This is a genomic window from Stenotrophomonas sp. YJH_SMC_25 (assembly GCF_059369595.1).
Window position 1 is genome coordinate 21,143 of record NZ_JCAFSV010000009.1, and the last position, 18,193, is coordinate 39,335.

General features: G+C 65.8%; 15 protein-coding genes. 6 read left to right on the top strand and 9 right to left on the bottom strand.

Going from position 1 to position 18,193, the window contains the following annotated elements; all coding sequences use genetic code 11:
* The 6 genes from AC5P7E_RS13370 to cmk all read right to left on the bottom strand — a co-directional run bounded on the left by AC5P7E_RS13370 (position 1) and on the right by cmk (position 5,495).
* Positions 1-990, bottom strand: a complete 990-nt coding sequence (locus tag AC5P7E_RS13370; RefSeq protein ID WP_114618664.1) for an MraY family glycosyltransferase — start codon at positions 988-990, stop codon at positions 1-3.
* 3 nt (positions 991-993) lie between these two features.
* Positions 994-2,172, bottom strand: a complete 1,179-nt coding sequence (lapB, locus tag AC5P7E_RS13375; RefSeq protein ID WP_049397759.1) for a lipopolysaccharide assembly protein LapB — start codon at positions 2,170-2,172, stop codon at positions 994-996.
* 6 nt (positions 2,173-2,178) lie between these two features.
* Positions 2,179-2,463, bottom strand: a complete 285-nt coding sequence (locus AC5P7E_RS13380) for a lipopolysaccharide assembly protein LapA domain-containing protein (protein ID WP_005409287.1) — start codon at positions 2,461-2,463, stop codon at positions 2,179-2,181.
* A gap of 76 nt (positions 2,464-2,539) precedes the next feature.
* The gene (locus AC5P7E_RS13385) at positions 2,540-2,845 is read right to left on the bottom strand and encodes an integration host factor subunit beta (RefSeq protein ID WP_049397760.1); all 306 of its coding nucleotides are present in this window, start codon (positions 2,843-2,845) and stop codon (positions 2,540-2,542) included.
* An 88-nt stretch (positions 2,846-2,933) separates the two neighbouring features.
* Positions 2,934-4,619, bottom strand: coding sequence for a 30S ribosomal protein S1 (rpsA, locus tag AC5P7E_RS13390; protein ID WP_005409285.1), 1,686 nt, complete (start codon positions 4,617-4,619; stop codon positions 2,934-2,936).
* Positions 4,620-4,817: 198 nt separating this feature from the next.
* Positions 4,818-5,495, bottom strand: coding sequence for a (d)CMP kinase (cmk, locus tag AC5P7E_RS13395; RefSeq protein WP_005409284.1), 678 nt, complete (start codon positions 5,493-5,495; stop codon positions 4,818-4,820).
* 197 nt (positions 5,496-5,692) lie between these two features.
* On the opposite strand from cmk, the gene ykgO reads away from it, so the two are divergent.
* From ykgO to AC5P7E_RS13425, 6 genes are all read left to right on the top strand, one after another.
* Positions 5,693-5,818, top strand: a complete 126-nt coding sequence (ykgO, locus tag AC5P7E_RS13400; protein WP_005409283.1) for a type B 50S ribosomal protein L36 — start codon at positions 5,693-5,695, stop codon at positions 5,816-5,818.
* A 176-nt stretch (positions 5,819-5,994) separates the two neighbouring features.
* The gene (locus AC5P7E_RS13405) at positions 5,995-6,294 is read left to right on the top strand and encodes a hypothetical protein (RefSeq protein WP_227837998.1); all 300 of its coding nucleotides are present in this window, start codon (positions 5,995-5,997) and stop codon (positions 6,292-6,294) included.
* 39 nt (positions 6,295-6,333) lie between these two features.
* On the top strand, positions 6,334-7,371 hold the full coding sequence (locus tag AC5P7E_RS13410; RefSeq protein ID WP_033834906.1) for an agmatine deiminase family protein: 1,038 nt from the start codon (positions 6,334-6,336) through the stop codon (positions 7,369-7,371).
* A gap of 161 nt (positions 7,372-7,532) precedes the next feature.
* The gene (locus AC5P7E_RS13415) at positions 7,533-8,420 is read left to right on the top strand and encodes a carbon-nitrogen hydrolase (protein WP_005409280.1); all 888 of its coding nucleotides are present in this window, start codon (positions 7,533-7,535) and stop codon (positions 8,418-8,420) included.
* A gap of 14 nt (positions 8,421-8,434) precedes the next feature.
* On the top strand, positions 8,435-8,965 hold the full coding sequence (locus AC5P7E_RS13420; RefSeq protein ID WP_005409279.1) for a GNAT family N-acetyltransferase: 531 nt from the start codon (positions 8,435-8,437) through the stop codon (positions 8,963-8,965).
* A 4-nt stretch (positions 8,966-8,969) separates the two neighbouring features.
* A complete protein-coding gene (locus tag AC5P7E_RS13425; RefSeq protein WP_005409278.1) occupies positions 8,970-10,190 on the top strand; it encodes a TraB/GumN family protein in 1,221 nt (406 codons plus the stop codon).
* Positions 10,191-10,330: 140 nt separating this feature from the next.
* Here the strand turns inward: AC5P7E_RS13425 and AC5P7E_RS13430 are convergent, their stop codons facing one another.
* From AC5P7E_RS13430 to AC5P7E_RS13440, 3 genes are read right to left on the bottom strand one after another with little or no spacing between them, the layout of a single operon-like run.
* Positions 10,331-13,417: an efflux RND transporter permease subunit gene (locus AC5P7E_RS13430; RefSeq protein WP_024958283.1), complete on the bottom strand. Its 3,087-nt coding sequence runs from the start codon at positions 13,415-13,417 to the stop codon at positions 10,331-10,333.
* Positions 13,414-16,935 carry an efflux RND transporter permease subunit gene (locus AC5P7E_RS13435; RefSeq protein WP_162792548.1) on the bottom strand — a complete coding sequence of 1,174 codons (3,522 nt, stop codon included), beginning with the start codon at positions 16,933-16,935 and terminating at the stop codon, positions 13,414-13,416. The genes AC5P7E_RS13430 and AC5P7E_RS13435 overlap by 4 nt, the downstream gene beginning before the upstream one ends.
* Positions 16,932-18,083 (bottom strand): efflux RND transporter periplasmic adaptor subunit, encoded by a 1,152-nt coding sequence (locus tag AC5P7E_RS13440; protein WP_005413036.1) that lies wholly within the window; start codon positions 18,081-18,083, stop codon positions 16,932-16,934. The genes AC5P7E_RS13435 and AC5P7E_RS13440 overlap by 4 nt, the downstream gene beginning before the upstream one ends.
* Between the last annotated feature and the right edge of the window lie 110 nt (positions 18,084-18,193).

Genomic DNA, 18,193 nt, shown 5'->3' on the forward strand with positions numbered 1-18,193 from the left:
TCAGGTATTTCCTTGTCGGTGACGCAATCCATTGCGCAGGAGGATCCAGAGGACGCTCAGCGCGAGAAACCACGCGACCGCCAGGACAGCCTCCCACCTCGGCTGCAAATTGGAGCAGACATTAAGCACTGTAATACTGAACAGGCCCAAAGCAAAGTACATCCCTGTCACCTGCGCGTGGCTGGCTCCTGCCTGCACCGCCCGCTGGTAGACGTGCTGGGTATGGGGTTCCATCCAGCGTTGTCCGGAGATGATGCGCGCCGCCAGTGTGAAGCCCGCGTCCACGAGGAACGCCGAAGCCGGCACCAGCAGCAGGATCCAGTTGATATCGGTACGCACCGCAGCGATCGCCAGGACGACGGCGACTGCATAGCCCAGCGCGCCACTTCCGACATCACCCATGAAGATCCGGGCCCGCGGGAAATTGAACGGCAGGAAGCCCAGGCAGGCCAGGCCCAGCGCCACCGCGGCCAGCGAATACGGCCACGGCAGCACCGGCGCCAGGCCCAGCGCAACAACAATGGCCTGGCTGGCGGCAATACCGTTGATGCCATCCATGAAGTTCCAGATGTTGATCAACGAGGCGGTGAATACCAGCACCAGCCCGGCCAGCAACCAGCTTCCACCATGCACCTTGACCAGGGCGGCCAGCAGCGCGGCGGCAATGAAGTGCACCAGCAGGCGGCGCATGGCCGGCAACGGCCGGTGGTCGTCCCACCAGCCGATGCCCGCCACCAGCACCAGGCCCAGGCTGGCCACCAGCAGGCTCGGTATCGATTCAGGCCAGACCCACATCGCTGCACCGGCGGTGACCAGCAGGCTGATGACGATGGCGATGCCACCACCGCGCGGCGTTGCCACGCTATGGCTGCGACGCTCGCCGGGCTGGTCCACCAGTTGCTGGCGCAGGGCATAACCCCGTGCCGCCCAGGTCAACCCCGCACTCAGCAGGGCCAGCCCCAGCAGCGCGCCCATCACGAGCCACGGCATGGATCAGAGCACCGCGTAGTTCAGCAGTGGCTTGACCGTGCCCCACTCCTTGCAGCTCGGGCACTGCCAGTGGTGGGTGCGTGCACCGAACCCGCAACGGGTGCAGCGGTAAGCGGGATTGCGCACCAGCAGCTGGTCGGTGATGTGCTTGAGGTCATGCAGGGTCGCCGTGGAATCGGCGCCCTCGGCCAAGGTCAGGTCGATCAGCGCCGATTCGCCACGCACCGACGGACGATCCTTGAGCTGGCGGCCAAGGTAGGCTCGGGCCGGAGCCACGCCCTCCTGCTCTTCCATCAGCCGGGTCAGGGCCAGCACCGGGGCGATGCCACGGTAGTGCTCGGTCATTTCCGACAGGAACGCACGTGCGCCTGCCAGATCGCCTACCTTGCGGTAGTTTTCCATCAACGCCGGCAGCAGCTCCGGCAGGTACTCCGGGTCGTTGCGCGCGGCGCGCTCGAATGCACGCACGGCGGCTTCAGCGTTGCCGGCATCGGTCTCAAGGCGACCTTCGATGATGCCGGCGCGCACCGACATCGCATCGGCCTGGTAGGCCCGGGCAATCGCTGCCCTCGCCTCTTCCAGCTTGCCGGCGCCGCGGAAGCGTTCGGCCAGTTCGCACTCGAACTGCCCGATCAGCTTGCCCATCGGCTCGCCGGTGACGTCTTCGAAGCGGGTGGCGTTGTCGATCGCCTTTTCCCAGTCGCGCTCGGCCTGGTAGATGCCGATCAGGTGCTTGAGCGCCTGCGGGGCACGCTGGTCCAGATGCGCCAGCTCGGTGAACACGGTCTCTGCACGGTCCAGCAGGCCGGACTTCATATAGTCCTCGCCCAGCGCCAGCAGGGCCTGCACGCGCTGCGCGTCGCTCAGGTCGTGGCGGTTGACCAGCCCCTGGTGCAGGCGGATGGCGCGGTCGACTTCACCGCGGCGGCGGAACAGGTGGCCTAGCGCGACCTGGGTCTCGAAGGTTTCCTTGTCCAGTTCGGCGATGTGCAGGAACAGTTCGATGGCCTTGTCCGGCTGCTCGTTGAGCAGGTAGTTCAGGCCACGGAAGTAGGTGCTGGACAGGCGGCTGACCTGGTTGTCACCGTGGCGCTGGCCACCGCGCCGGCCGATCACCCACCCGGCCAGTGCGGCCAGCGGAACGAACAGGAAAAACCAAAGCCACTCGGTGACGAAATCCATCTTCGATCAGCGTCCATCAAAAGATTGGGGGGAAACACCCGCGGCCGGCGTTGCCGCCACGGACTTGTTGGCACGGCGCAGCTGGCTGTAGAGCGGAATGACCACGCTCACCAGTACCAGGCCGGCACCGACCACGACACCCACCAGCAGTGCAGCGATCAGCGCCACGCCCACCGAGGTGTGCAATTGAGTGAAAAGCAGGTTGATCGACATCGCGGTCATGTTGACCGCACCAATGATCAGCCCAAGGATCAGGACCGCCAGCAGGACCAGCAGACGAAAGACCTTCATGCGACAGCTCCAGTGGCAGGAGTCCGTAGCTTATCCGACCCGCGGCTGGATTCGCACGCGGTGGCGCGACGGGGGCTCAGGCCGGATCGGCGTCCAGCGGCAGCACACTGCTGACCCGCTCGCGCAGTTCCTTGCCCGGCTTGAAATGGGGGACGTGCTTGCCCGGCAGGGCAACCGATTGGCCGGTCTTCGGGTTGCGACCCAGGCGCGGCGGACGATAGTGCAGCGAGAAGCTGCCAAAACCACGGATTTCGATGCGATCCCCGGCGGACAGCGATCCGCCCATCATCTCCAGCAACGACTTCACCGCCAGATCGACATCATCGGCCTTCAGGTGCGCCTGGCGGCGCGCAAGGATTTCGATCAGTTCGGATTTGGTCATTACCGGCTCACATCAGGGGCATCTCAGCCTGAAACGGCCCGGGCAGAAGCCCGGGCCGTCCAGGAAACAACAAACAGCGTAAGGCCGATTACTCGGACTTGTTGCCGTTCAGCTGTGCACGCAGCAGCGCGCCCAGCTGGGTGGTGCCGCTGGAAGCCGAAGAGGACTGGTATTCCTCCAGCACTTCGCGCATTTCCGCGTCGTCCTTGGCCTTGATCGACAGCTGCAGGGTGCGGCCCTTGCGGTCCATGCCCACGAACTTGGCTTCGATCTTGTCGCCGACCTTCAGGTGCTGGGTGGCGTCGTCAACGCGCTCGTTGGCGATGTCGCGAGCCGAAACGTAACCCTCGATGCCGTCAGCCAGCTCGATGATCGCGCCCTTGGCGTCGACTTCCTTCACCACGCCTTCGACCTTGGAGCCCTTCGGATTGGCAGCCATGTACTGGCCGAACGGATCCTGCTCCAGCTGCTTCACGCCCAGGGAGATGCGCTCGCGCTCCGGATCGACAGCCAGGACGACGGCGTCCAGGGTATCGCCCTTCTTGAAGTTGCGAACGACGTCTTCGCCGGTGGTGTTCCAGCTGATGTCGGACAGGTGGACCAGGCCGTCGATGCCGCCGTCCAGGCCGATGAAGATGCCGAAGTCGGTGATCGACTTGATCTGGCCCGACACCTTGTCACCCTTCTTGTGGGTGGCAGCGAAGGTTTCCCACGGATTGGCGGCAACCTGCTTCATGCCCAGCGAGATACGGCGACGCTCTTCATCGACGTCCAGCACCATCACTTCGACTTCATCACCAACCTGCACAACCTTGGACGGGTTGACGTTCTTGTTGGTCCAATCCATCTCGGAGACGTGCACCAGGCCTTCGACGCCCGGCTCGATCTCAACGAACGCACCGTAATCGGTGACGTTGGAGACCTTGCCGAAGACGCGGCTGTTGGCCGGGTAACGACGGCCGATGTTGTCCCACGGATCCTCGCCCAGCTGCTTCAGGCCCAGCGAAACGCGGTTGCGCTCGCGGTCGAACTTCAGCACGCGGACGTCCAGCTCGTCGCCGACGTTCACGACTTCCGACGGGTGACGCACGCGCTTCCACGCCATGTCGGTGATGTGCAGCAGGCCGTCGATACCGCCCAGGTCCACGAACGCGCCGTAATCGGTCAGGTTCTTGACGACACCCTTCAGGATCGCGCCTTCCTGCAGCTTGTCCATCAGCTGCTCGCGCTCTTCCGAGTGCTCGCTTTCGACGACAGCGCGGCGCGAGACCACGACGTTGTTACGCTTGCGGTCCAGCTTGATGAGCTTGAACTCGAGTTCCTTGCCTTCCAGGTAGGCCGGATCGCGCACCGGGCGCACATCGACCAGGGAACCCGGCAGGAAGGCGCGGACATCCTTGATGTCCACGGTGAAACCACCCTTGACCTTGCCGCTGATGCGGCCGGTGATGGTTTCGTTCTTTTCCAACGCTTCTTCCAGCTCGTCCCACACCATCGCGCGCTTGGCCTTCTCGCGCGACAGGACGGTTTCGCCGAAGCCGTTCTCGATCGAGTCGAGGGCGACCTTGACGATGTCGCCTTCGGCGACGTCGATTTCGCCAGCGTCGTTACGGAACTGTTCGATCGGCACGATGCCTTCGGACTTCAGGCCAGCGTTGATCACCACGACGTCGCCGCGGACTTCAACAACGGTACCGCTGACGATGGCGCCCGGCTTCAGCTTGGCCAGGTTGGCCTGGCTGGCTTCAAACAGTTCGGCAAATGATTCGGTCATTAGATTTACTCTGTTGGACACATGGGTCGGTGGCGTCCCCTTCAGGGGAATGGCGACCGCCCGCCTGTTGGTCGACCCCGGAAACGCAGGTCGTGTGTAGTAGGAAAACCGCCACGCATCATTGCGCGACGGAGCTGGTACAGCACTGCTTTGCGCGACCACCACCGATGCAGCTGGCAGTGCTCCCGCGCGAACGGATCAGGCAGCCGGAACCGGAAGCAGATCCATCACTCGGGCAACGACATCATCGATGCCGATGCCTGTGGTGTCGATGAGGACAGCATCGTCTGCCGGCTTCAGGGGCGCCACGGTACGCTGGGCATCACGGGCGTCGCGGGCCATGATCTCGCGCAGGAGGTCATCAAAGTTAACAGAAACCCCCTTGTCTTTCAACTGCTTATGCCGGCGCTCGGCGCGCTCCTCGGCACTGGCGGTCAGGAAGACCTTGTAGGGGGCGTCCTTGAAGATCACCGTACCCATGTCGCGGCCATCGGCGACCAGGCCGGGCAGCTCCCTGAATGCGCGCTGGCGCTCCTTCAGCGCGGCGCGCACCTCGGGAATGGCGGCGATGGCAGAAGCCAGAGCGCCAGTGGTCTCCAGGCGCAGCTCGTCGGTGGCATCGGTGCCGTTGACCATGACCCGCATCGACTCGCCCTGTTCAACAAACTGAACATGGGTGTCGAAGGTGCAGCGCACCAGCGCCGAGGCGTCGGAGGTGTCGATGTCGGCCCAGCTCGCGGCCACGCCCACCGCGCGGTACAGCGCCCCCGAATCCAGGTAATGCCAGCCCATCCGGCGCGCGATGATGCGGCTGATGGTACCCTTGCCGGCCCCGGAAGGGCCGTCGATGGTCAGGACGGGAGCGAGTGGATTCATGGGGTTCCCAGAGCGTGTGAAGGGGCCATTCTAGCCCCTGCCAGACACCCCCAGCGGGATCTTTTGTGCAACCACTTGAAACCACGAGGAAAAGCCCGGTAGAATGGCGGGCTTGAACGAGCGTCAACTGCCGATTGTCTTTCGCATATCGCGGCCACGCTCCACCCGAACAACTACTGTTTACGCCGAGGTATGCCATGAAAGTCCTGTCCTCCCTGAAGTCGGCGAAGGCCCGTCACCGCGACTGCAAGGTCGTCCGTCGTCGCGGCAAGATCTTCGTCATCTGCAAGTCGAACCCGCGTTTCAAGGCGCGTCAGCGCTAAGCCCAACAGCCTTCACGGCTGCGGCTGGCCCTACGCGGGGCCGACCCGATGCAAGAAACCGCCTTCGGGCGGTTTTTTGTTTATGCGGCTTTTTCCTGCTGATTTTGCTGTAATCGCCTTTCTTGACCACTGGGGAGTAGATCGAGATGAAGCGTTACCTGTCCGCCCTGGCCGTGATGGCCACCCTGGCCGCCGCCACACCGGCGCTGGCCGATACCCTGCTTGTCGACCGCGCCCGCGAGAAGCCGGCCGGTGCCCTGCCCGTGCGCGGCCAGAGCATGCAGCAGGTACAGGCGCAGTTCGGCGCGCCGAGCGAACAGCTGCAGCCGCGTGGCGGGCAGAAGCGGCAATGGCCGACCATCAACCGCTGGGTGTACCCGCAGTTCACCGTCTACTTCGAGAAGCAGAAGGTGATCGACGTGGTGGCCAACCAGGCGGACCCGAACGAAATCGGCCCGAAACCGCCGATCCGTTGATCCCTTTACCCGCCGTGGGCGGGCCTGTGTAGCGAGACCATGAACCAGACCCTTCGTTTTCCTGCCGAGTGGGAAGCCCAGAGCGGCGTCCTGATTGCCTGGCCCACCGCCGACACCGACTGGGCCGACCGCCTGGGCCAGGTGGAAGAGACCTACATCGCCCTGGTCGCGGCCATCACCCGCTTCCAGCCGGTGCTGATCTGCGTGGCCGACGACGATGTGGAGACCTATGCCGAAATGCGGCTGCGCTCCAACCGCATCGACATGGACAAGGTCCACTTCACCACGGCCGCCTACGACGATACCTGGCTGCGCGACTCCGGCCCGATCACCCTGCGCCGTGCCGACGGCGGTTTCCAGCTGCTGGATTTCCGCTTCACCGGTTGGGGCGGCAAGTTCGACGCCACCCTGGATGACCAGCTGGTGGGCGTGCTGGACCAGGCCGGCGTGTTCAACGACGCGCCGGTGCGCAGCATCCCGTTCGCGCTGGAAGGTGGCGGCATCGAGACCGATGGCGAAGGCACCCTGCTGACCACCTGGAAGTGCCTGCACGAGCGCCATCCGGACCGCGACCGCGCCAGCCTGAGTGCCGACCTGGCCGACTGGCTGCAGCAGGACCGCGTGCTGTGGCTGGACCACGGCTACCTGGAAGGCGACGACACCGACGCGCACATCGACACCCTCGCCCGCTTCGCCTCGGCCGACAGCATCGTCTACCAGGCCTGTGACGACGAGAGCGACTCGCACTTCGCCGAACTGCAGGCGATGGGCAACGAGCTGGCCGCACTGCGCACCAAGGATGGCCAGCCGTACCGCCTGTTCCCGCTGCCGTGGGCACAGCCGGTGATCGACGAAGGCCGCCGCCTGGCTGCGTCATACGCCAACTACCTGATCGTCAATGGTGCGGTGCTGATGCCGGCCTATGGCGACCCGGCCGACGACCTGGCCCGCGATGTGCTGGCCCAGGCGCACCCGGGCCGCGAGATCGTGCAGGTGCCCTGCCGCTCGCTGATCTGGCAGAACGGCAGCCTGCACTGCATCACCATGCAGCTGCCGGAAGGGCTGTTGAAGGCATGACGGTAGTGCCGGCCGCTGGCCGGCAACCCCGCACTGCCTGATGGATCCACGGGATTGCCGGCCCGCGGCCGGCACTACCGATCGCACCCATTCAGCGCGCGACACGCCGTCGCCGTCCATCCGCGCTAACATGCTGGTTTTCCCCCGCAGGAACGCCCCGCATGAACTCGCGCAGCCCCCTTACCGTCGCCCTGATCCAGGAGCGCAACCACGGTGATGCCGCCGCCAACCTGGCGGTGATCGAAGCACGCGTGGCCGAGGCGGCTGCGCAGGGTGCCAAGCTGGTGCTGCTGCAGGAACTGCATAACGGTCCGTACTTCTGCCAGCACGAATCGGTGGACGAATTCGACCTGGCCGAGCCGATTCCGGGCCCCAGCACCGAGCGCCTGGGCGCACTGGCGAAGAAGCATGGCGTGGTGCTGGTCGGCTCGCTGTTCGAACGCCGCGCTGCCGGCCTGTACCACAACACCGCCGTGGTGTTCGAAAAGGACGGTACGCTGCTGGGCAAGTACCGCAAGATGCATATTCCGGACGATCCGGGCTTCTACGAGAAGTTCTACTTCACCCCGGGCGACATCGGCTTCAAGCCGATCGATACCTCGGTGGGTCGCCTTGGCGTGCTGGTGTGCTGGGACCAGTGGTACCCGGAAGCGGCGCGCCTGATGGCGCTGGCCGGTGCCGAACTGCTGCTCTACCCGACCGCGATCGGCTGGGACCCGGACGACGTGCAGGACGAGAAGACCCGCCAGCGCGACGCCTGGGTGCTGAGCCACCGCGGCCACGCCGTGGCCAACGGCCTGCCGGTGCTGAGCTGCAACCGCGTCGGCCACGAGGCCTCACCGCTGGGCGCCTCCGGCATCCAGTTCTGGGGCAACAGCCACGTGCTGGGCCCGCAGGGCGAATTCCTGGCCGAAGCCGGCACCGATGCCACGGTTCTGCTGTGCGATGTCGACCTGCAGCGCAGCGAGCATGTGCGCCGCATCTGGCCGTTCCTGCGCGACCGCCGCATCGATGCCTACGGCGACCTGCTCAAGCGCTACATCGACTGAGCCGGAGCCCGCGCATGGCCGTCCTCATCCGTGATGCCGGCCCGGCCGACATCGCCGCGATCACCGCGATCTACGCGGTGGAAGTGACCGACTTCGTCAACACTTACGAGTACGACATCCCGGACGCGTCCGAGATGCTGCGCCGCATGCGCGACATCATCGACCGCGGCTTCCCCTACCTGGTCGCCGAGATTGACGGCCAGGTGGCCGGCTATGCCTACGCCAACACCTACCGCACCCGCGTTGCCTACCAGTGGACCGTGGAAAACTCGGTCTACGTCGATGCCGCGTTCCAGGGCAAGGGCGTTGGCACCGGCCTGCTGCAGGCGTTGATCGACGCCTGCGTGGCGCGTGGCTACCGGCAGATGGTGGCGGTGATCGGCGAACCGACCAATACCGCTTCAATCAAGCTGCACGAACGCTTCGGCTTCGAGCTGGTCGGCGTGTTCCGTGGCCTCGGCCGCAAGCATGGCCGCTGGCTGGATACCGTGCAGATGCAGCGCGCGCTCGGCGATGGCGCCGACACTGCACCTTCCAATGAATGAACCCATGACCGAAACCCTTCCCGAGACCGGCGACGACCTGTTCGCCGGCCAGCCGGTACGCGTTGTTGAACGCGACGGCGTGCGCTACACCCTGCTGGGCACCGCCCATGTCTCACGCGCCAGCGTCGAGGCGGTGGAGAAAGCCATCGACAGCGGTCGCTTCGACGCCGTGGCCGTTGAACTGGACCCGCAGCGCCTGCAGGCGCTGAGCGACCCGGACACGCTGGCCAAGCTCGACCTGGTCGAGGTGATTCGCAAGGGCCGCGTCGCCCTGTTCGCCGCCAACCTGGCCCTGTCCGCCTACCAGCGCCGCCTGGCCGAACAGCTCGACATCGAGCCGGGCGCGGAACTGAAGCGCGCGGTGGAACTGGCGCGCGAACGCGACCTGCCGGTGCACCTGATCGACCGCGAGGTCGGCCTGACCTTCCGCCGCGCCTCGCAGCGGCTGGGCTTCTTCGGCAAGCTGAAGCTGGTTGCCGGTCTCGGCGCCGGCCTGTTCTCGTCCGAGGAAGTGGGCGAGAACGAGATCGAGAAGCTCAAGCAGGGCGACATGCTGGAATCGAGCTTCGGCGAGTTTGCCAGCGAGAGCCCGGCACTGTACGAGACCATCATCGGCGAGCGCGACCGCTACATGGCCACGCGCCTGCGCGAGGAACACAACCCGCAGCAGCGTGAAGTGCTGGCGGTTGTCGGTGCGGGTCATCTGGCAGGCCTGGCGCGTTACCTGGAAACCGACACCGAGGCACCGGCACCGCTGCGCGCCGAGCTGGAGGCGGTGCCGAAGAAGCGCAACATTCCGTGGTTCACGCTGGGCATCCTGGCCATCGTGGCGACCGGCATCGGCGTGGGCTTCTACCGCGGTGGTCTGGGCGTGGGGACCGAACTGCTGGCGACCTGGGCGATGTATACCGGCGGCCTGGCGGGCCTGGGCTGCCTGCTGGCAGGCGGTCACCCGCTGAGCATCCTCACCGCGATCGCGGTGGCCCCGTTCAAGCCGTTCCGCCTGAGCATCCCGACCGGCGCATTCTCGGCGCTGGTGGAAGCGCGCCTGCGCAAGCCGGCGTACGAAGACTTCCTGAAGCTGCGCGACGACGCGCAGAGCCTGAAGGGCTGGTACCGCAATCGGGTCACGCGCGTGGTGCTGACGTTCATGCTGACCAACATCGGCAGCATGCTCGGCCTGTGGCTGACCACCTTCAAGGTGTGGGGCAAGGTGGCGGGTTGATTGTTCCGTGTAGCGTCGAGCCAAGCTCGACTGCGCTCTGGAAGGTGCCAACCTTGGTTGGCACGCCATGCCCGGCAAAAAAAGGGGGAGGCCGCCCCACTACGACCGGCCTCCCCCACACCACAACACGTTGATGTGCATTACAGCCGGGCAGCGCCCGGCTCTACCATTTCCACTCCACGCGCGCGGCGGATCAACCGCGTCACGGCATTGCGCAGGTCATCCAGCACCGCATAGATGGTCGGCAGGAACAGCAGGCTGACCACCGTGGAGAACGCCAGGCCGCCGGCAATCGCGCGCGCCATCGGCGCGTACTCCGGGCCGTTGCCGAACATCTGCGTGTTGGTCAGCGAGATCGGCACCATCGCCAGGATTGCCGTGCCCATCGTCATCATGATCGGGCGCAATCGCTCGCGTGAGCCCTCCACCAGCGCCTGCGTGCGTCCCATGCCGCCGCGCCGCAGATTGTTGATGTGCTCGATCATCACGATGCCGTTGTTCACCACCACGCCCATCAGCACCAGGATGCCGATGAAGGACATGATCCCGAACGAGGTGCCGGTGATCCAGAACAGCCAGAACACACCGAAGATCGAGAACAGCACGCCGCTCATGATCGCCGCCGGGAACAGCAGCGACTCGAACACCGCCGCCATCACCACGTAGATCATCACCAGCGCGATCAGCAGGTTGAACACCATCTGCTGCATCGCTTCGTCGTCGTTGCCGTAGTCGCCGCCATCGAAGGTGAAGCCATAGCCGGCCGGGAAATTCATCGGCTTGAGCACGGACTCCATCGCCTTGCGGCCATCCGGCGCGGTGACCTTCTCGGCCAGGTTGGCCTTGATGGTCAGCGTGGTCTGGCGGTTGGTACGACCGATCTGGGTCGCCGATGAACCGACGTCAACGGTGACCAGGCTCAGCAGTGGCACGCTGCGACCGTCACCGGTGCGCACGCTGAAGCCGGCCAGGTCTTCCGGGCTGCTCTGCTCGGCGCCAGCGAAGCGCACCCATACCGGTACTTCATTGTCGCCGCGGCGGAACTCGCGCATCGGCGCACCGCGCAGGGCCAGGCCGACGAAGCTGGCGACCTGCTCGGCATTGAAGCCGAATGCGGCGGCACGCTCGCGGTCGACGCGCACCTTCAGCTCGCCGCCCTTCTCGCCGTTGTCGATGCGCACGTCGCGCAGCTCGGCACGCTGGGCCAGCAGCGGCACCACTTCCTGGCCGATCTCCTGCAGCATCGAACTGGAGTCGCCCACCAGCTGCACCTGCACGCCCTGGTTGCCGCCACCGCCGCCATCACCGCCCTGGTTGCCAACGAAGTAGTCGGTGCGGGCCGACTTCGGCAGGCCCTTGCGCAGCTCTTCCTGCAGCGCCTTGATGTCCTTGGCGTACTTCTCGTCCAGGGTGACCACGGTCGAGCTGCCTTCCTGCTCGCTGTACCAGGAGTACACCTGCTTGACGTGCAGGCGCTCGCGGTTGGCGTCGATCCAGTTCTCCACGCGCGCCACTTCCTCGGACATCTGCCGATAGGTGTAGGCGCCCTTCCACATGTAGCCGATGAAGATGTCCTTGCCGCCATCCCCACCGAACATGTCGACCTTGGTCAGCTTCATCGGCACCAGGCTGACCAGCACCACCAGCACGATGCCGAGCAGGCTCCAGCCGCGATGGTGCAGCGACCAGTCCAGCAGCCTGGCGTAGCGGCGTTGCAGCCGCGCGATCAGGCCGGTCTGCGAGTGCACCAGCTTGGGCGTGGCCATGCGCGCGGACAGCATCGGGATCAGGCTGACCGCGACCAGCCACGAGGCCAGCAGCGAGACCGAGATGGTGATCGCGATCTGCGCCATGAAGATGCTGATGTTGTTGGTCTCGCCAAACAGGTTCGGCACGAACACGATGCAATGGCACAAGGTGCCAGCGCTGAGCGCGATGGCCACGTTGCGGGTGCCGATGATCGAGGCCAGACGCGGCTGTCCCGGCATGCGCTCGCGCTCCTGGTAGATGCTCTCCACCACCACCACGGCGTTGTCGACCAGCATGCCCACAGCCAACAGCAGGCCCATCATGGTCAGGATGTTCAGCGTCACCCCGACGAAGTACATGAAACCCAGGGTGATGGTGAAGCAGATCGGAATGGCCAGGGTCACCATCAGCGTGGACGGCCAATGGCGCAGGAAGAAGAACAGCACCGTGATCGACAGGATCAGGCCGACCGCACCGGCCTCGGCCAGTTCCAGCAGCGAGGAGGTCACCGCCTTGCCCTGGTTGTCGATCACCTTGATCTGGACGTCGCGCATCGACGCTTCGGCACGGATCGCTTCAACCTCGGCCAGCGCCGCGCGCGACACCTCCACCAGGTTGGCACTGCGCTCCTTGAAGATATCCAGCCCGACCGCCGGGTTGCCGTCCAGACGGCGCCCGTAGTTCATCCGCGCCGGCTTCAGGCGCACGTCGGCGATGTCGCCCAGGCGCAGGCCCTTGGCGTTGATCACCAGGTCGCGCATTTCCTGCAGGTCGGTGATCTCGCCCACCGGCTGCACGCGCACGCGCTGGCCGTTGTCGTCGATCTGCCCGGCCGAGATCGAGAAGTTCAGCGTGCGCAGGCGGTCACTCAGCTCGTTGATGCTCAGCCCATGCGCGTTGAGCCGGTTCGGATCAATAGCGATCTCCACCTCGTTCGGCGGCGCGCCGGTGATGTCGACGCGGGCCACGCCGGGGATACGCTCGATGCGCCGCTTGAACTCGCGGTCGAGCATGTCGTAAGCGGTGGTCAGGTCGCTGGTGCTGGCCAGGCGCACCTTCAGCACCGGCTGGTCGCTGCTGGACCACTTGAACACGTTGTAGCGCTGCAGGTCGTCGGGCAGATCGCTGCGGATCGCGTCGATGCGTTCGCGTGCATCGGAGGCGGCGATGGCGATGTCGCGGTCCCAGTCGCTGAACTCGATGAAGATCAGCGCCGCCTCGGAGGTGGCCGACGAGCGCATGCGCTTGATGCCGGTCATCGTCGCCAGCGATTCCTCCACCGGGCGGATGATGGTCCGCTCCACTTCCTCCGGGGTTGAACCGGTGTACGGAATCTGCACGAACAGGAAGGGCGCGGAAATGTCCGGCAACGCTTCCAGCGGCAACCGGAACGAGGCGATCAGGCCGATCACCACCAGTGACACGAAGCACATGATGGTGGTGACCGGGCGGCGGATGGAGAACTCGGCAACACTCATGCCGGCTCCTCCGCACCCGCCGCGCTGCCTGCTGCGCCCGGCTCGATCTCGCCGGCATGCTTGCGGCCACGCTCGCGGTAATAGGCGTCACCACGGCGGTCCATCAGGTCGTAGACCACCGGGATCACCAGCAGGGTCAGCAGGGTCGACACCAGCAGGCCACCGATCACAGTGATCGCCATCGGCGCGCGTACTTCGGCGCCCTCGCCCATCGCCACCGCCAGCGGCAGGAAGCCGAACAGCGTGCACAGCGTGGTCATGATGATCGGCCGCAGGCGCGAGCGTGCACCTTCCACCAGCGCCTCGTGCTTGGCCACGCCGGCCTCGCGCAGCTGGTTGACCTTGTCGATCAGGATGATCGCGTTCTTGGTGACCAGGCCGACCAGCAGGATCAGACCGATGAACACCACCACCGAGATGGGCTTGCCGGTCAGCATCAGTGCCAGGATCGCGCCGACCAGCGCCAGCGGGATCGTGAACAGGATCACGAACGGATGCAGCAGCGATTCGAACTGCGAGGCCATCACCAGGTAGACCAGGAAGATCGCCAGGCCGAAGGCGAAGATCAGCGACTTCGCCGCCTGCGCCAGTTCCTCGCCCTGGCCACCGATGTGCAGGCCGACACCCGCGCCCAGCGGCTGTTCGGCCACCATCTGCTGCACTTCGCGCATGGCCGCGCCGAGGTCGATGTCGCGCAGGTTGGCCGAGACCACCGCAACGCGGGTCTGGTCGGCGCGATGGATCTCGCTGGGGCCAGTGGTGGCAACCACGTCGGCCACCGCATCCAGCGTGACCGGCCGGGAGCTGCCCGGATTGACGATCAACCGGCGGATGCTCTCCACGCTGGCGCGGTCGCCTTCCTGGGCACGCACCAGCACGTCGATCTTGCGGTCGCGGAAGCTGTAGCGGGTGGCCACGTCGCCACGCACCTTCTTCACCACCACGTCGGCGATCTGGCGGGTGGTCAGGCCCAGCGCACCGGCACGTTCCTGGTCGAAGCGGATCTGGATTTCCGGGAAGCCCTCTTCCACCGTGGACTTCACGTCGGCGTAGTGCGCATTGCCACGCAGCATCGCCGCCAGGCGCTGGCCAGCCACTTCCAGGGTCGCCATGTCCTGCCCGCGCAGCTCGATTTCCAGCGGCGTGGAGAAGCTGAACAACGCCGGCCGCGCGAAGTCGACCTGTGCCCCCGGATGCTGGCCCATGCTGTTGCGCAGGCGCTCGGTGATCTCGGCTTCAGTGCGTGCATTGCCACCGCCTTCCATCACTACGGTCAGCTTGCCGATGTTCTCGCCGCTCTCGGTCGGGCTGGCATCCAGGCGGGTGCCGCTGCCACTGACGCCGTACAGCGAGGCCACGCCTTCACCCTTGCCATGCGCCAGCTGCAGCTCACGCACCAGCGCATCGGTCTGCTTGAGCGGTGTGCCGGCCGGCAGCTTCACCGTCATCTCGAAACGGTCCTGCGCCAGCTGCGGGATCAGGTCGGCACCGAGCATCGGCACCAGCGCCATGGTCGCCACGAAGATGATCGTGGCCACGCCGAGCACCTTGCCCGGATGGGCCAGCGCGCTCGGCAACAGGCGCAGATAGCCGCGCTCGGCACCGGCGTAGGGCTTCATTGCCAGGTCGCTGGCCTTGCGCATCACCGGGCCGACCACTGCCACGACGCCCCGCCACGCACGTACGACCAGCCAGGCCAGCGCATAGAAGCTCCAGCGCGCGGTTGCGACGGCACCACGACGGCCCAGCGCCACCGGCTTCTGCCAGCGGTTCTGCGGCTGCCACGGTTCGTTCGGCGCCTCTTCCGGGAATGCCAGCGGCGGCCGGCCCTTCAGCGAGCTCAGCATCGGAATCAGCGTCATCGACACCAGCAGCGAGATCGCGATGGCGATCGCCACGGTCAATGCCTGGTCGCGGAACAGCTGGCCGGCGATGCCATCGACGAACACCAGCGGCAGGAACACGGCGATGGTGGTCAGGGTCGAGGCAACCACCGCCATGCTCACTTCGCGGGTACCGACGATCGCTGCCTGCAGGATGCCCAGGCCACGCTCGCGGGCCTTGGCAATGCTCTCCAGCACCACGATCGAGTCGTCCACCACCAGGCCGGTGGCCAATGCCAGGCCGCCCAGCGACATCACGTTCAAGCTGAGGCCGAGCTGGCCCATGAAGAAGAACGTGGCGATGATCGAGACCGGCAACGACAGGCTGATCACGAACGTGCTCCAGCCATCACGCAGGAACAGGAAGATGATCAGGATCGCCAGCAGGCCACCGATCACAGCATCCTTCTTGACGTCGGCGATGGCGTGCTCGATGAAGCGCGACTGGTCCTCGATGGTGGTCATCTCGACGTCGGACGGGAACGTGCCCTTGATCTGCTCCAGGCGCTTGCGCAGCGCTTCGGCGGTGGAAACCGTGTTGGCGTCGCCTTCCTTGTAGATGGCCAGTTCAACCGATTCCTTGCCGCCCAGGCGGATCACCGCTTCGCGTTCCTTGTAGCCCTGGCGAACGGTGGCCACGTCCTTCAGGCGCACCGGAACACCGTTGGCGACTACGCTGGAGCCACCACCGGACGATGCGCTCTGCGCCGCCGAAGCCGCCGCGATGGCTGCGGCCGAACCGGTCGACGCGGCGATGTTGAACATCTGCTGCAATGCCGAGTCGGCTGCACTTCCGTTCGAGCCCTGGGTGGTGACCAGCAGGTTGCGGATCTCCTCCAGGTCGGCGAACTGGTTGACGGTGCGCACCAGGAAGCGCTGCGACCCCTCCTCCAGGCGACCGCCGGAGATGTTGATGTTCTCGTCCTTCAGGCGCTTGATGACGGTGTCGATCGGCAGGTTCAGCTGTGCCAGCTTCTGCTGGTCGATGTCGACCTGGATTTCATCTTCCAGGCCGCCGCCGACCTTGACCGCTGCCACGCCGGCAACCGGCTCCAGCTTCTTCTTCAGGTCTTCATCGGCATAGCGGCGCAGGCCGGTCAGCTCGCGGACCGCATCGGCATCGCTGGTCGGCGCCACCTTGTTCGACAGCACCAGGCGCATGATCGGCTCGGTGGACGGATTGAAGCGCAGCAGCACCGGGGCCTTGGCCTCCAGTGGCAGGTTCAGCGCTTCCATCTTGTCACGCACCTCCAGGCTGGCCTGGTCCATGTTGGTGCCCCAGGCGAACTCCAGCACCACGTCGCTCTGGCCGGTGCGCGAGACCGACTTCAGCTTGCGCAGGTTCTTGACCACGCCGACCGCCTCTTCGACCGGCTGGGTGATCAGGGTTTCGATTTCGGTCGGCGCCGAACCGGTGTACTCGGTGCGCACGGTCAGCGTCGGGTAGCTCAGGTCGGGCAACAGGTTGACCTTGAGGTTGCCCAGCGCGATCAGGCCGAACAGCAGCAGGGTGACCGTGCACATGGCGATGGTCACGCGGCGGCGGGTGGCGAATTCCACCAGGCCGCCGCGCATGCCGGCGGCGGCGCCATCGCTCGCCGGCGAGGCACCGTGGTCGTGGCCCGGGGCGGTCATTGCTTGCTCCCGGCCTTGTCTGCCGGCTTGGCGGCCGCTGCGACCGTCTTCGCCTTTGCCTTCGGATCGGCGATCACCTGCACCGCGGTACCGTCGCGCAGCGCGACCTTGCCGGCGGTGACCACCTGATCACCGGCCGCCAGGCCATCACGGATCTCCACCCACGGGCCCTCGGCGTAACCCAGCTTGACCGGAACGCGTGCGACCTTGCCTTCGCGCACCCGGAACACCGCCGGCTCACCGTCGTCGAGCAGCGCCAGGCGCGGCACCACGAGCGCATCGGCACGCTGGTCGTAATCGATGCGGATGCGCCCGAACATGCCGGGCTGCAGCGCGTGCGCGGCGCCATCGAAGGCGCTGACCACGCGAAACGTGCCGCTGCCCGAATCCACCACGGGCGCGATGCGATCGACGGTGCCGGTGAAGCTCTGGCCCGGCAGCGCATCGGCGGCCAACGTCACCGGCTGGCCGGCACGCAGCGTGGCCAGCTCCCGTTCGGGCACGTTGAGGGTGGCTTCCAGGCGCGAGTTGTCGACGATGCGGAAGATCGGCGTGTTGATCTGCACGAAGTTGCCGGTCTTGATCGAGCGCGATGCGATCACGCCGGAGATCGGTGCCACCACCGTGGTGTAGGACAGTTCCAGCGTGGCCAGGCGGTACTGCGCACGGACGTTTTCCAGATCAAAGCGCAGCTGATCGACATCGGCAGCACTGACCATCTGCTGGCCAACCAGTTTCTGTGCACGTTGGTAGTTGTTTTCCAGCTTGCGCATCTGCGCTTCGCTCTGGGCTACGGCCAGGCGTGCGCGGTCCGGGTCCAGGCGCACCAGCGGCTGGCCGGCGGTGACCCGCTGGCCTTCCTCGACCAGCACCGCCAGCGCCACACCGGAGGTCTTGGCCACCACCTGCGACTCGGCGCGTGGTTCCAGCGCGGCGGTGCCTGTGTAACTGGCCGCGACCGCGCGATGGCTGGCCACGGCCACTTCGACCGGGACCGCATCGACCTTCTTCTCCTCCTTGGTCTCGGCGGCCTTGGCTTCGGAATTGGGCCCTGCGGCGCAACCGCCCAGCAACAGGGAGGTGGAGATCAGCAGTGCGGCAGCGCAGATTCCGCTGCGACGGCCGGACGGGAAGGTTGGGTGCGACATCGTCAGGTCCCTGGAGGATGCGTGGACAGGTGTGGTAGCAAAGTAATGCACCACTTCACGGCAACACCATATCCCAAAGGTCATGGTGTCTTCACGCCGCTGGTCGGCCC